This window comes from Mesorhizobium sp. M1396, from assembly GCF_040317725.1.
Taxonomy (GTDB): Bacteria; Pseudomonadota; Alphaproteobacteria; order Rhizobiales; family Rhizobiaceae; genus Mesorhizobium.
In genome coordinates this window covers 136,966-150,928 of sequence record NZ_JAMYLA010000001.1, presented here as the reverse complement: position 1 = coordinate 150,928, position 13,963 = coordinate 136,966, and the positions used below count along the sequence as shown (strand labels likewise).

Here is a 13,963-nt window from a genome sequence, read left to right as displayed (position 1 = left end):
GAAAGGGGAACAACAATGACAAAGACGATACTTCAACTCACCACGGCACTTGCTCTCGTGACGATGGCGGGTGCGGCACAGGCCGCGGATTGCAAGATCACCGTCGGCCTCGTCATGGAGCTGACCGGCCCGGCCGGCGAATATGGCCAGGCTGGCGCCAAGTCGGTCGAGATGGCCTTCCGCGACATCAACGACGCCGGCGGTGTGCGCGGCTGCGATCTCGTCACCGATACGCGCGACAGCCAGAGCCAGGGCAACATCGCGGTCGACGCCGCCACCCAGCTGGTTCAGGTCAAGAAAGTCCCGGTCATCATCGGCGGCATCATCTCGTCGGTGTCGATCCCGATCCTGACCTCGGTCACGGCACCTGCAAAGATCGTCCAGGTGTCGCCCGCGTCCTCCTCGCCGACGCTGACGGCGCTCGGCCGCGACGGCAAGACCAACGGCATCTTCTTCCGCACCATCACCTCGGATGCGCTGCAGGGTGTCGCCGCCGCCAAATACGCCATCGACAAGGGTTTCAAGAAGCTGTCGATCATCCATGTCAACAACGATTTCGGCGTCAACATGGTGGCCGAATTCTCGCGCGCCTACAAAGCGCTCGGCGGCACCATCGTCTCCGACACGCCCTACAATGAAAAGCAGTCGAGCTATGCCTCGGAAGTCACGGCGGCGATGGCCGGCGAACCGGACGGGCTCTATCTCGTCAGCACGCCGGTCGACGGCGCAACGGTTGCCCGCACCTGGATTTCGCAAGGCGGCGTGCAGAAGTTCCTGCTCAATGACGGCATGAACAGCCCTGATTTCATCGAGTCCGTCGGCGCGGATTATCTGAAGGAAGCCTACGGCACCTCGTCCGGCACCAGCCCGACGGCTTCGACGGAGTACTTCACCAAGAACTACAAGGAATTCTCCGGCATCGAACCGACCAATCCGGCGGCCGACCGTTCCTATGACGCCGGCGCCATCGTTGGTCTGGCCATCGCCATTGCCGGTTCGGAGGATCCGGCCAAGATCAAGGACGCGATGTACAAGGCGGTCGATCCCGCGGGCACGCCGATCTTTGCCGGCAAGGAAGAATTCGCCAAGGCGCTCGGCCTGATCAAGGACGGCAAGCCGATCCGCTACGAAGGCGTCATCGGCCCGGTCGCCTTCGACAAATATGGCGACATCACCGGCCCGTTCCGGCTGTGGAAGATCGTCGACGGCAAGGTAGCGACCGACGGCGAAATGACCACCGACGACGTCAACGCCCTGCAGGCGAAACTTCAGTAAGACAACATATTCTCCGGTATCGATCACGATCCCATCGTGATCGATACCGGACGATTGTCCTGTTCTGCATTGCCCACGGACACGGACGACGTCGCTTTGTGTGGACGAGCGTTTGACCGGCAGGCGATCATGGATAGGATCGGCCGATGTCGCCTGAAATCCAACAGCTCCTATCTGCGCTCGGCGACCGGCTGGGTGCGGGCGGCGTGCTCGCCGGCCCGGATGTGGATCAGCGCTATCGCGACGATCCCGACGGCAAGCTCGGCACGCTTCCCGAAGCGGTGCTGCGCCCGCGCGACACACAAGGCGTCGCGGCGGCACTCGCCGCATGCAACGATCTTGGCCAGCCGGTTGTCGTGCAGGGCGGACGCACCAGCCTGGCAGGCGCCGCGCGTGTGCAGCCGGGTGAGGTGGTGCTGTCGCTGGAGCGCATGACCGGCCTCGCCGTTCTGGATCGCCAGGCTGCCAGCATCGTCGCCGAAGCGGGCGCGACGCTGCAGGCGGCGCAGGAGGCGGCCGACGGCGCCGGGCTGATGTTCGGCGTCGATATCGGCGCACGCGGCTCCGCGACGATCGGCGGCAATATCGCCACCAACGCCGGCGGCATCCGTGTGCTGCGTTATGGCATGTACCGCGCTCAGGTTCTGGGGGTGGAAGCCGTGCTTGCCGATGGCAGCGTTCTGACCTCGCTCAAGGGGCTGCCCAAGGACAATTCCGGCTACGACCTCAGCCAGCTCTTCATCGGCACGGAAGGAACGCTCGGCGTCGTCACCCGCGCCGCGCTCAGGCTGCACCCGAAGCCGGCGTCCGAGGTCAACGCCTTTTGCGCGCTCTCCTCGCTCGATGCGGCAATCGCGCTGCTTGGGCTGCTGCGGCAAAAGCTCGGGCCCCTTCTGTCTGCTTATGAGGTCAACTTCGCACCGCTCTATGACGTCATGGTCGCCAGCATGGCCATGCCGGCGCCGCTGCCGGCGGGCTCGCCCATCTATGTGCTGGCCGAGATCCAGGGCAGCGAGCCGGAACGTGACGGCGAACGCTTCGCCGAGGTGTTGATGCAGGCGGTCGAGGACGGTGTCATCGACGATGTGGTCGTCTCGCAGTCGCCGCGCGAATTCCGGGCGCTGTGGGACGTGCGGGAAGACGCTAATCGCATCCTGTTCTCGATCAAGGGTCTGATCGGCGTCGACATCAGCATCCCGCTGGCCCACATGGGAGCATTCCTGCAAGCGGCGGACGCCGCCATCCATGCCGTCGACCCCGGCGCCGACATCTATGTCTTCGGCCATCTCGGCGACGGCAATCTGCACTACCAGGTTCGCACGGTCGATCCGGCGGCGGCATACGACATCGTCTATCGCGGCGTCGCGGCGGCCGGCGGCGGCGTTTCGGCCGAACATGGTATCGGCCTCGACAAGAAGAAGTGGCTGCATCTGGTCCGCAGTGACGCCGAAATCGCCACGATGCGGCGGCTGAAGGCCGCATTCGACCCCAGAAACATCCTCAATCCGGGACGGGTCTTCGACCTCAACCCAACCGCCTTCTCCCGATGACGATTGCCCGGTAACTCAGGTCCGTTCAGTCGCGACTTGCCTGGGGATGAGAAAGCGGGCGGCAAGCACGCAGAGCAGCACGGTGAACATCAGGATCAGCGCCACCAGCGCATTGATGTCGGGTGAGAAGCCAAGCCGCATCATCGCCCACAGCCTGACCGGCAATGTGCTCTGGGTGCCGGTGACCAGGATGGTGATCATCGTCTCGTCGAACGACAGCGCGAAGGCCAGGATGGCGCCGCCGACCATCGCGCTCGACAGGTTCGGCAGGATGATGCGCCAGAACGTCTGCCAGCCCGTGGCGCCGAGATCGTAGGAGGCTTCGACCAGCGTGCGGCTCATCGACTGCAGCCGCATCAGCACTGTGCGGTAGACGATCGCCAGCACGAAAACCGTATGCCCGATGACGATCGTCAGCAGCGAGCGTTCGAGGCCGATTTCGCGGAAGAAGATCAGCAGCGCCAGACCGCTGATGATGGGCGGCATCAGGAACGGCAGGAAGATTATGAACTGCAGGATCGACCGCCCGGAGCGGCGGCCGTGATAGTAGAGCGCCAGCAGCGTTCCGCTGACCACCGAGAGGATGACGGTGCACACACCGACGATCAGCGTGGTACGCAAGGCGACCAATATGTCGTGATTTTCGGCCAGCGCGACATAGGTCGCGAAGGTCGGCGACGACCAGTCGACATTGCCACGCGCAATGGTGAAAAACGACGACACGATCGGCACGAACAGCGGGCTGTAGAGCAGCACGGCAACCAGCGTCGTGATCGCGGCCAGAAGGACGGTGGACAACCGGGGCAGGGTGGTCATACCGAAGTCCCTCGATTTCGCCCGAAGCGTTCGCCAACGAGGATTGCCGCGATCACCACGACCGCCAGCGCCACCGATAGTGCGGCGCCGAACGGCCAGTTATAGGCCGTGCCGAACTGGCTGTAGAGAATGCGGCCGAAGGTGAAGCCGCTGATCCCGCCGACCATTTGCGGCGTCAGGAAATCGCCGATCGCCAGCACGAAGACGAAACTCGCCGCCGAGGCCACGCCGGGCAGGCTGAGCGGCAAGGTGATGCGCAGGAATGTCTGCCAGCCGCTCGCCCCGAGATCGTCGGAGGCACGCAGCAGCACCTGCGGTATCCGCTCCAGCGACAGGAAGATCGGCAGGATAGCAAAGGGGATCAAGAGCAGGGTCAGCGTCAGCAGGATGGCGTTCATGTTGAACACGAAAAGCGTCGACGGCTGCTGCAGGATGCCGACCGCCACCAGCGCCTTGTTGAGAAAGCCGTTGAGGCCGAGGATGCTGCGGATCGCATAGATCTTGATGACGTAGCTCATCAGCAACGGCACCAGCAGCAGCATCAGCAAGGCATAGCGCCAGCGCCCTTTCAGCGTCGTCAGGAAATAGGCGGCGGGATAGGCAAGCAGAATGCAGATGATGGCCACCGAGACGCACAGCACGATGGTGTTCCAGAACACCGGCAGAAAGATCGGATCGGTGAAAAACCTGACATAGTTGCCCAGCGACAGGCCGTAGACGATCGTGCCCTGGTCGACGCTGAAGAAACTGTAGCCGAGGAAGATCGCCAGCGGCACCAGGACGAAGGCCACCGGCAAGGCGAACGCCAGCACTGTCACCAGCAGCGACAGCCGTCTTTCCGCAGGCTGTGTCGAGCCGGCTTCGCTCATGCCAGCACCAGATGGCCTTCATGCGGCGCAAACGAAAGCGACACCGTCTCGCCAGGTTTCAGCGTGCTGCCGTTGACGCGGCTTGGCACGCGCAGCCGCAAGCGTTGCGCGGCATTGTCGGCGCCGGCCGTGATGGTGGCGACGGTCGACGAGCCGGCGAAGGCCATGTCGGAGATCGTGCCGGAAAAGCGGTTGTCGGTGTCCTTTGCACCCGCAAGATGTAAGGCCTCGGGACGGAACGCCGCGTAGGCGCTGGCGCCGTCCGCCGCGGCCGTCAAATGCGGCTGGTTGCTGATCGAGCAGATGAGGCGCCCAAGCGCCGTCTCGATCGATCGCAGTTCGCCCTGGACCGGTCCGAGTTTCCCGGCCATCAGATTGTTCTCGCCGAAGAAGCGTGCGACGAACTCGCAATTCGGCTTGTAGTAAAGGTCGTGCGGCGTACCGAGCTGACGGATATGCCCGGCTTCCATGACGCAGATCCGGTCGGCCATGCCGATGGCTTCTTCCTGGTCATGGGTGACGAACAGGAAGGTGGTCTTGATTTCGCGCTGGATGGATTTCAGGAACACCTGCATCTGCCGGCGCAGTTCGAGGTCGAGTGCGGCCAGTGGCTCATCGAGCAGGATCAGGCGCGGCTGGCAGATCAGTGCACGGGCGAGCGCGACGCGCTGGCGCTGGCCGCCGGAGAGCTGTGCCGGAAATCGGTCGGCGAAACGCCCGAGCTGAACCAGGTCCAGCGCCTCCGCGACACGGCGCGCGATCTCTTTGCGCTGGATATGGCGAACCGAAAGCCCGTAGCCGACATTGCCTGAAACGGTCAGATGCGGAAACAGCGCGTAGTCCTGAAACACGGTGTTGAACGGCCGCCGGTTGATCGGCATGCGGCTGATGTCCTGGCCGTCCAGACGGATCTCGCCAGATGTCAGCGGCTCCAGCCCGCCGATCAGCCGCAGCACCGTTGTCTTGCCGGAGCCGGACGGCCCGAGAACGGTGAGGAACTCACCGTCCCGGATCGACAGGTCGATGTCGTGCAGCACGGGGACCGTGCCGTAGGATTTCGAGACGGACCGCAGCGTCAGCAGGTCGGCGTTCTGGTTCATGAAATACTCTCGCATACGCTTCGGCGGTCCGGAACTCCGGACCGCCGGGTCCTTCGAAGGCATGGGGCGGAAAGATCAGGGCGTCGCCTTGACCTCGTTCCACATGTCCGAACGCTTGAGCGGGTCCTCGACATTGTTGAGCCAGACCAGCTTGTCGTTGCCGCCTGCGCTGCCGGTTTCCGTCACCGTGTTGCCGAAGCCGGTGCGCTCGGAAAGCTCGCCGCTGACCTTCTTGCTCAGCATGAAGTCGATCCATTTCTCGGCCGCCGCATTGTCGCGGACGCCCTTGGAAATGACCCAGTTGTCGAGCCAGGCGAGCGCGCCCTCGCTTGGATTGACGTAGGCGACATGGGCGCCGATCTTCTGGAGCGCCTTGACCTGCTGCTGTCCGTAATTGGCCCAGATCAGGGCCACATCATTGTTCTGGTAGATCTGCTGCGCCTCGTCGGCGGTGGTGTAGAAGCTCAGCACGTTGCGCTTCAGTTCGACCAGCTTGGCCTTGACCGTCGCCATCTGCTCTTCGTTGAGGTTGAACGGATCCTTGTAGCCGAGCGTCAGTGCGGTGAACGAGAAATTGTGCTCGCCATTGTCGTAGGCCAGAACCTTGCCCTTGTATGCCGGGTCCCACAGGACCGACATCGAGGCCGGCGCCGGCTTGACCTTGTCGGTGTCGTAGATCAGGCCGATGGAGTCGAAGCAGAACGGAATGCCATAGACCTTGCCGTCCTTGGTGACGCCGCTCACCGCGGTCAGATCGCGGAAGCGCGGCAGCACTTCCTTCTGGTTGGCGAGCTTGGTGACGTCGATCGGCGACACCAGGTCGGCCTTGATATAGCGCTGCAGCTGGGCGGTGTTGACCGCGAAAACATCGAAGTCCTGGCCTTCGCTGCCCTTGATCTTGGCCCAGATCTCGTCGTCGCTGCCGATGAAGACGATATCGACGCCGATGCCGGTCGCAGCGGTGAAGTCTTTCACCCAGTCCGGGTCGGCGTAGCCGTCCCAGGCCAGAACCCGCAGGTTCGCGGCGAGCGCCGCCGATGTCATCAGGCCGATGCTGAGCCCGATCGTTGCCATTCTTAGAAACAGTTTTTTCAGTCCCATTTTCAATCTCCCATTGTCATTCTGGTGGACCGCAGTTTCCGGACTTTTGCCGTCACAGCTGGGTGACCGCGACCAGTCCCTCGTCCGGCACCGACACCATCCGGTTGCGCAGTGGCTTGCCGAATGCCTGTGCCTGGATTTCATATTCGTCGCCGGAAGCCGTCTTGACGCCGGAGGCGTAGCTCATTACCGCCGCCCCGAAGAAATAGGCATGCAGGTCGCCCGCCCTGCGGTGCATCGGGTAGCGGAAATGGAAGTGTTCTAGATTGGCGATCGAGTGCGACATGTGCGCCTCGCCCGACAGGAACTCCTGCTCCCAGATGACGGTGCCGTCGCGCAGGATGCGCGAATGGCCGCGCACTTCGTCGGGCAGGCCGCCGATCAGCAGCTCCGGCCCGATCGAGCAGGAGCGCAACTTGGAATGGGCGAGATAGAGGTAATTCTCGGCCTCCGTCACATGGTCGGAATATTCGTTTCCGAGCGCATAGCCGATGCGGTAGGGGCGGCCATCCGGCCCATTGAGATAGAGGCCGACGATCTCGGCTTCTTCGGCCCCGGCGAGCGCGAATGCCGGCATCGGCAGCGGCGCACCTGGCGGCACGACACAGGTGCCGACGCCCTTGAAGAACCATTCGGGCTGGATTCCGATCTGCCCGGCGGCGGGCTTGCCGCCCTCCAGACCCATGCGGAAGATCTTCAGCGAATCCGATTCCTCGGCATCCTCGCCATGGGTCAGCACATGCATCTTGTCGCGTGCGGCGGCACTTCCGGTATGGGTCAGGCCCGTGCCGGTGACCAGGAAGCGCGCCGGTTCCGGATGGTCGACCGGGGCCAGCACGCGGCCATCGCGCAACAGCTGGTCGTAGTCGATTTTCGCTGTGCCCGTCCGCTTCTCGACCAGCGCTGCGATGGACGTGCCCTGGGCGATCGCCGCTTCGGCGAGTTCCAGCACGGTGCTGGTCTTTTCGAGCGGGTGCAGATGATTGCCGTCATCGGAGACACGGCCAACCCGTCTGCTGCCGTCGGCCATTCTGAACTGAACAAGACGCATGAACTAACCTTCTTCCTTTGAAGCCGTACGGGTCATACCCAGCCCGCATCGACGATGAACTGCTGGCTCGTGCACATGCGGCTGTCGTCGGCGGCGAGGAACAGCGCCATGCGCGCTATATCGGAGGGTTGCAGCCGGTCGGGCAGGCACTGCCTTTCCGCGATCTGGCGTTCGCCGGCCGGGTTCAGCCACAGGCGCATCTGGCGCTCGGTCATCACCCAGCCCGGCACCATGCAGTTGACGCGGATGCGTTCGGGGCCGAGTTCGCGGGCCAGCGCCCGCGTCATTCCGTAAACAGCGGCTTTCGCGGTGACATAGGCTGGGCAATCCGGATCGCCGACCATCCAGGTGATGGAGCCGAAATTGATGATCGAGCCGCCGCCCAGCGTGCTCATCTGCGGACGCACCGCCTGCGCCGCGAAGAACTGGTGGCGCAGATTGACCGCCATGCGGTCGTCCCAATAGGCAACCGTCACATCCTTGGTCTGGTGGCGGTCGTCATTGCCGGCATTGTTGCACAGGGCCTGGATGGGGCCATTGTGCCGCATCGCCTGCACGGTTGCCGTCTGCAACTCTTCGACGTTGCGCAGGTCGCAGGGAATGAACAGCGGTGCGGCATGTCCCTCGGCCGCGATCGCATCGACCAGACGCCGTGAAGGCTCCTCGGCCATGTCGACGAAGGCGACACGGCTGCCTTGCGCACAGAAATGGCGCACCAGGCTTTCGCCGATGCCGCTGCCGCCACCGGTAATGAAGACGCTGCGGCCCTTGAGGCTTGGATAGATCGCGTAGCCGATTTCATCCGTCATCGCGCGCCTCTCTAGTGCGAATGCCGAGGGATGCCGGCATCGCGTCGGCCGACGAGAAAGTCGAAATCGCAGCCCTTGTCGGCCTGCAGAACGCGCTCGACATAAAGGCTCTGATAGCCGCCTTCCGGCGGCGCCGGCGGCTTCCAGTCACGCCGGCGGATTGCCAGCTCCTCATCCGATACCAAAAGCTCCAGCCGGCGGCCGGCGACATCGAGCTCGATAAGGTCACCGTCGCGCACCAGCGCCAGCGCGCCACCCGCGGCTGCTTCCGGTGCCACATGCAGAACCACGGTGCCGTAGGCGGTGCCGCTCATCCGCGCGTCCGAAATGCGAACCATGTCGGAGATGCCTTGCTTCAGCAGTTTCGCAGGCAGCGGCATGTTGCCGACCTCGGCCATTCCGGGATAGCCGCGCGGCCCGCAGTTCTTCAGCACCATCACCGAGGAGGCGTCGATATCCAGCTCCGGATCGTCGATGCGCGCGTAGTAGTGTTCGATGTTCTCGAACACCACCGCCTTGCCGCGATGCTGCATCAGCTCCGGCGTTGCCGCGGACGGCTTGATGACCGCCCCGTCAGGCGCCAAATTGCCGCGCAGGATGGAGATGCCGCCCTCCTTGTTCAGCGGCTGGCTCAGCGGTCGGATCACCTCGCTGTTGTAGTTGGGCGCGCCGTCGATCAATTCACCGATGGTCTTGGCGCTGACGGTCATGGCGTCGCGATGAAGAAGCCCCACTTCATCAAGCGACGCCATGACCGCGGCTAGCCCCCCGGCGTAGTAGAAATCTTCCATCAGGAACCGGCCCGACGGCATCAGGTCGACAATGGTTGGAACGTCGCGGCCAAGGCGGTCCCAGTCATCGAGGCTGAGATCGACACCGACCCGGTTGGCGATGGCGATCAGATGCAGCACCGCGTTGGTCGAGCCGCCGATCGCGCCATTGACGCGAATGGCGTTCTCGAACGCCTCTTTGGTAAGGATCCGCGCGATCGTCACGTCCCTCCGGACGAGATCGACGATCTGGCGTCCGGCCATCTGCGCGAGCACGCCACGGCGTGAATCCACAGCCGGGATCGCGGCATTGTCCGGCATGCCGATGCCCAGTGCCTCGACCATGCTGGCCATGGTCGAAGCCGTGCCCATCGTCATGCAACTGCCCGCCGACCGGCTCTGGCCCTGCTCAGCGGCGAGGAAGTCGGCGACCGGCATGCGGCCGGCCTTCACTTCCTCGGCGAATTTCCAGACATGGGTGCCCGAGCCGATATCCTGTCCTCGGAACTTGCCGTTGAGCATCGGTCCGCCGGAAACAGCGATGGTCGGCAGATTGCACGACGCGGCCCCCATCAGCAGCGCCGGCGTGGTCTTGTCGCAGCCGACAAGCAGGATGACGCCGTCGATCGGATTGCCGCGGATGGACTCTTCGACATCCATGCTGACCAGATTGCGAAACAGCATGGCGGTGGGGCGCATGTTGCTCTCGCCCAGCGACATCACCGGGAATTCGAGCGGCAGGCCGCCGGCTTCATAGACGCCGCGTTTGACGTGATCGGCGAGCGCCCGCAGATGCGCATTGCACGGGGTCAATTCCGACCAGGTGTTGCAGATGCCGATCACCGGGCGGCCGTCGAAAGCGTCGGCGGGGATGCCCTGGTTCTTCATCCAACTGCGGTGCATGAAGGCGTTCTTGCCTTCGCCGCCGAACCAGGCCTCGGATCGCAGCTTGCGTTTTGTCTCGGTCACGATGTCTGTTCCCGATCCTGGCGGCGCTTGTTGCGGTTCTCGACACTGCGGCGCACGTCTTCCTCGGCATTGTCGATGAGCACCAGCAGCGCTTTTTGCGCGCCTGCCGCGTCGCCGGATGCAATCTTTTCGGCCACTTCCCGATGCAGCGGTAAAGAATGACGCTGCCCTTCCGGATTGTCGTTGGAGAGGCGAAAGCTCATCACCAGCGCGGTTTCGACAAGTGCGGCCAGCGAGCCGATCAGCTCGTTGCCGGTCATGCGCAGGATGGTCTGGTGGAACAAAAGGTCGGGCTTGGCGAAGCGGTCGCCATCGTCGACAACGGCTTCCATCTCGGCCAGCGCGGCATTGATCTCGGCAATCTGCGCCGGTGTGGCGCGCTTGGCGGCGAGCGCGGCCGACATCGGCTCGATGGCACGGCGCAGTTCGAACAGCGCCCGGACATCCTCGGCGCTGACACCGCTGGCATAGCGCCACGACAGGACGTCCGGATCGAGGAAATTCCAGTCGGAGCGGGGACGCACCCTTGTACCGGTCTTCGGCCGCGATTCGACCAGCCCCTTGCCGGCCAGAACCTTGATCGCCTCGCGCAGCACCGTGCGGCTGACGCCCAGCATCTCGCTGGAATCGTCGGCATTGGGCAGTGCCTCACCGGGCAGGAAATCGCCTTGCACGATGCGCAATCCGATCTGCTCGACGACCGTCGCATGCAGTGCCGTCGAGCCGCTGGAAACCGCCACCGTGACCCTTGACGTGCGCGCCGTGCTGAAAGACTTTTTATTCTTCATACTATTCATATGATATGTCTTATAGGCGTGGCGATTGGAGTCAAGGGACGACGGAGTGCCGATGACAAAGAATTCGGCTGCCGTTGCCGAGCAGCATCAAGAGCTGGTCTCGATCAGCGACGGCATTGCGAAAGGTTGAAATTGCGCCGGCTGGCGGCGGCGCGCTGGCGTCTTATCGCTGGCGGCAAAACGGATCCGGCGATGCGGAAATCCTGCCCACCCGGCACGTCCTGCCGCCCGCTGGCTCCAACCCGACCACGGGCTTCGGCGTGTCGGAGACGGACTTCGACACGGTCTTCACCGGATAGGCGCGCCGCGCTCGGATTTCCTGGCCGGAGCATGGGCGGCAGCTGGACATCGAGGCCGAGGCCCCACTCGATTTCCTCGTCCTCTACACGCCGCCCGGCGAGCCGTTCTTTTGCGCCGAGCCGGTCAGCAACATCACCGACGCCTTCAACTGCAGGGGTGACGCGGGCATCGATACCGGATGCATCGTATTGGCACCCGGGCAGATGCGATCCGCAAGCGTTCGCTTCACGCCGTCGCAGGCGGTCTGATCGCCCATGTCGAACCGCCCAATGCGAGGCCGGATCAGAATGGGTAGTGCTGGCCCGGATCCTCGATCGTCACCCAGCGCAAATCGGTGAATTCGGCGATCGAGGCCTTGCCGCCGAAGCGGCCATAGCCCGAACCCTTGACGCCGCCGAACGGCATCTGTGCCTCGTCGCCGACGGTCGGACCGTTGATGTGGCAGATGCCGGCCTCGATGCGCGCGGCAACCGCCATGGCACGCTTGATGTCGCGGCTGAACACGGCTGACGACAGGCCGTACTCGGTGTCGTTGGCGACACGCACGGCTTCGTCCTCGCTCTTGACCCGGATCACCGGCTTGACCGGCCCGAAGGACTCTTCCGAATAGACGCGCATCGCCGGTGTGACATGGTCGAGCAGCGTCGCCTCCACCACGGTTCCGGCGCGCTTGCCGCCAGCCACCAATTTGGCGCCTTTGCCGACCGCGTCGGCGACCAACTCCTCCATCTTGTCGGCGGCTTGGCTGCTGATCAGCGAGCCCAGTACGACATGGCCGCGCGGGTCACCCGCCGGCAGTTGTGAGGCGCGGGCAGCCAGCTTGGAAACGAATTCATCGGCGACCTTGTCGTCGACGATCAGGCGCTCGGTCGACATGCAGATCTGGCCCTGATGCATGAAGGCGCCGAAGGTGGCCGCGTTGACCGCGGCGTCGATATCGGCATCGTCCAGCACCAGCAGCGGTGCCTTGCCGCCGAGTTCGAGCAGCGCCGGCTTCAGGTGCCGACCGGCGAGTTCGGCGATGATCCTGCCTACCTTGGTCGAACCGGTGAAATTGACACGCTTGACCGAGGGATGCGCGACCAGCGCTTCGACAATGCCGGCGGCATCCCTGGGATCGTTGGTGACGACATTGATGACGCCCTTGGGCAGCCCGGCTTCGACCAGCACCTGGCCGATCAGCCGGTGCGTGCCGGGGCACATTTCGGATGCTTTCAGCACAACGGTGTTGCCGCAGGCGATCGGCATCGCGATGGCGCGGGTGCCGAGAATGACCGGTGCGTTCCACGGCGCGATGCCGAGGCACACGCCGGCGGGCTGGCGGATCGCCATGGCCAGCGTGCCCGGCTTGTCGGACGGAATGATCTCGCCCGAGATCTGCGTCGTCATCGCCGCCGCCTCACGCAGCATGTTGGCCGCCAGCATGACGTTGAAGCCGGCCCAGGGACCGGTCGCTCCTGTCTCTTCCATCATCAGCCGGGTGAACTCGCCGACCTTCGAGGCCATGACGTCAGCAGCCTTCGACAGCAAGGCGCGGCGCTCGCCGGGCCCGGCCTTCGACCACGCCGGAAAGGCGGCCGCGGCGGCTTCGACGGCGGCATTGGCATCGGCAATGCTCGCTGCCGCGGCACGCGTCGCCAGTTTGCCGGTGAACGGGTCCATGCGCTCGTAGGACGCCGCACCCGAGGCTGCCCGTTCGTCACCGTCGATCAGAAGTCCGATATCCATTGTAGTCTCCACTGCTCCGGTTGGAGCTGCTGATTGAGGTTTAGAAGCCGAGCACTTCGGCATTGATCGATGCTTCGAGGCCGCCATCGACCGGCACATTGGCGCCGTTGACCCAGCGCGCTCCGTCCGAGCACAGGAACAGCACCACTGGGGCGATATCGCCCGATGTGCCGGCGCGGCCGACCCTTGCAATGTCGCTGTCGACGCGGGCGTCGCCGAGCACGGTGCGGAACTGCTTCAGGATCGGCGTTTCGACAGGCCCCGGGCTCACCGCATTGACGCGGATGCCACGGCTCTTGAACAGGTCCTGATGCGCGGCGCGGAAAGTCCACAGCAAGAGCAGTTCCTTGGAGACCGGATAACCTTCCTCGTTCTTGACAGCGTGGTCTTCGACCACCTTGGCGACATCGGCAAAACCCTCGATGCCGACCATTGAGGCGGCGCGATTGAGATTGGCGCGCCAGCCATAGCCGGCGATGGAGGCGACGTTGACGATGGCACCGCCCTCGCGGATTTTTGGCGCGAGGCCTTCCGAAAGCGCCCGCAGCCCGAAGAAGTTGACGGCCAGCGTCGACGCCGGGCCGGTGTTGCCGGAGAGGCCGGCGACATTGCAGAGCGCGTCGAGGCGCTGCGGCAGACGCGCGATGAGATCATCGACGCCCGCCTTCGACGAGATGTCGGCCTTGACGAAGCCGCCGACCGCCGCGGCTGGTTGTCGAACATCGACGCCGATCACGTCGGCGCCAAGCTGGCCGGCAAGTTCCGCCGTGCGCGCGCCGATGCCGGAGGCGACGCCGGTGATGAGGATCGTCTTGCCGAAAAGCATGG

General features: G+C 64.1%; 14 protein-coding genes. 3 read left to right on the top strand and 11 right to left on the bottom strand.

Translation table 11 applies throughout. The features are described 5' to 3' along the window. The first annotated feature begins 15 nt into the window (after nt 1-15). Both NKH02_RS00715 and NKH02_RS00710 read left to right on the top strand, forming a co-directional pair. Nucleotides 16-1,275 carry an ABC transporter substrate-binding protein gene (locus NKH02_RS00715; RefSeq protein WP_352875643.1) on the top strand — a complete coding sequence of 420 codons (1,260 nt, stop codon included), beginning with the start codon at nt 16-18 and terminating at the stop codon, nt 1,273-1,275. Between the two features lie 146 nt (nt 1,276-1,421). Next, entirely contained in the window at nt 1,422-2,825 is a 1,404-nt protein-coding gene (locus NKH02_RS00710; RefSeq protein ID WP_352875642.1) for an FAD-binding oxidoreductase, read from the top strand. 15 nt (nt 2,826-2,840) lie between these two features. On the opposite strand, the gene NKH02_RS00705 is transcribed toward NKH02_RS00710, so the two are convergent. The 8 genes from NKH02_RS00705 to NKH02_RS00670 form a co-directional block, all read right to left on the bottom strand. After that, complete coding sequence (locus tag NKH02_RS00705) at nt 2,841-3,641, bottom strand: ABC transporter permease (RefSeq protein ID WP_352875640.1); 801 nt, start codon at nt 3,639-3,641, stop codon at nt 2,841-2,843. Next, nucleotides 3,638-4,510, bottom strand: a complete 873-nt coding sequence (locus NKH02_RS00700; RefSeq protein WP_352875639.1) for an ABC transporter permease — start codon at nt 4,508-4,510, stop codon at nt 3,638-3,640. Before NKH02_RS00700 ends, NKH02_RS00705 begins: the two co-directional genes overlap by 4 nt. Then, nucleotides 4,507-5,610: an ABC transporter ATP-binding protein gene (locus NKH02_RS00695; RefSeq protein WP_352875637.1), complete on the bottom strand. Its 1,104-nt coding sequence runs from the start codon at nt 5,608-5,610 to the stop codon at nt 4,507-4,509. The genes NKH02_RS00700 and NKH02_RS00695 overlap by 4 nt, the downstream gene beginning before the upstream one ends. Before the next feature lie 75 nt (nt 5,611-5,685). After that, nucleotides 5,686-6,711, bottom strand: coding sequence for an ABC transporter substrate-binding protein (locus NKH02_RS00690; RefSeq protein ID WP_352875636.1), 1,026 nt, complete (start codon nt 6,709-6,711; stop codon nt 5,686-5,688). A gap of 52 nt (nt 6,712-6,763) precedes the next feature. Further along, nucleotides 6,764-7,762: an AraD1 family protein gene (gene araD1 / locus NKH02_RS00685; protein ID WP_352875635.1), complete on the bottom strand. Its 999-nt coding sequence runs from the start codon at nt 7,760-7,762 to the stop codon at nt 6,764-6,766. A 32-nt stretch (nt 7,763-7,794) separates the two neighbouring features. Then, the gene (locus NKH02_RS00680) at nt 7,795-8,571 is read right to left on the bottom strand and encodes an SDR family NAD(P)-dependent oxidoreductase (RefSeq protein WP_352875633.1); all 777 of its coding nucleotides are present in this window, start codon (nt 8,569-8,571) and stop codon (nt 7,795-7,797) included. An 11-nt stretch (nt 8,572-8,582) separates the two neighbouring features. Beyond that, on the bottom strand, nt 8,583-10,310 hold the full coding sequence (locus tag NKH02_RS00675; protein WP_352875632.1) for an IlvD/Edd family dehydratase: 1,728 nt from the start codon (nt 10,308-10,310) through the stop codon (nt 8,583-8,585). After that, on the bottom strand, nt 10,307-11,098 hold the full coding sequence (locus NKH02_RS00670; RefSeq protein ID WP_352867342.1) for a FadR/GntR family transcriptional regulator: 792 nt from the start codon (nt 11,096-11,098) through the stop codon (nt 10,307-10,309). The genes NKH02_RS00675 and NKH02_RS00670 overlap by 4 nt, the downstream gene beginning before the upstream one ends. A gap of 83 nt (nt 11,099-11,181) precedes the next feature. Between NKH02_RS00670 and NKH02_RS00665 the strand changes: the two genes are divergently transcribed. After that, nucleotides 11,182-11,406 (top strand): hypothetical protein, encoded by a 225-nt coding sequence (locus NKH02_RS00665; protein ID WP_352875630.1) that lies wholly within the window; start codon nt 11,182-11,184, stop codon nt 11,404-11,406. A gap of 83 nt (nt 11,407-11,489) precedes the next feature. Here the strand turns inward: NKH02_RS00665 and NKH02_RS00660 are convergent, their stop codons facing one another. The 3 genes from NKH02_RS00660 to NKH02_RS00650 are packed head-to-tail and all read right to left on the bottom strand — an operon-like array spanning nt 11,490 to nt 13,961. Next, nucleotides 11,490-11,663, bottom strand: coding sequence for a hypothetical protein (locus NKH02_RS00660; protein WP_352875628.1), 174 nt, complete (start codon nt 11,661-11,663; stop codon nt 11,490-11,492). Nucleotides 11,664-11,689: 26 nt separating this feature from the next. After that, on the bottom strand, nt 11,690-13,135 hold the full coding sequence (locus NKH02_RS00655) for an aldehyde dehydrogenase (RefSeq protein ID WP_352875626.1): 1,446 nt from the start codon (nt 13,133-13,135) through the stop codon (nt 11,690-11,692). Nucleotides 13,136-13,175: 40 nt separating this feature from the next. Next, on the bottom strand, nt 13,176-13,961 hold the full coding sequence (locus tag NKH02_RS00650) for a coniferyl-alcohol dehydrogenase (protein WP_352875744.1): 786 nt from the start codon (nt 13,959-13,961) through the stop codon (nt 13,176-13,178). Between the last annotated feature and the right edge of the window lie 2 nt (nt 13,962-13,963).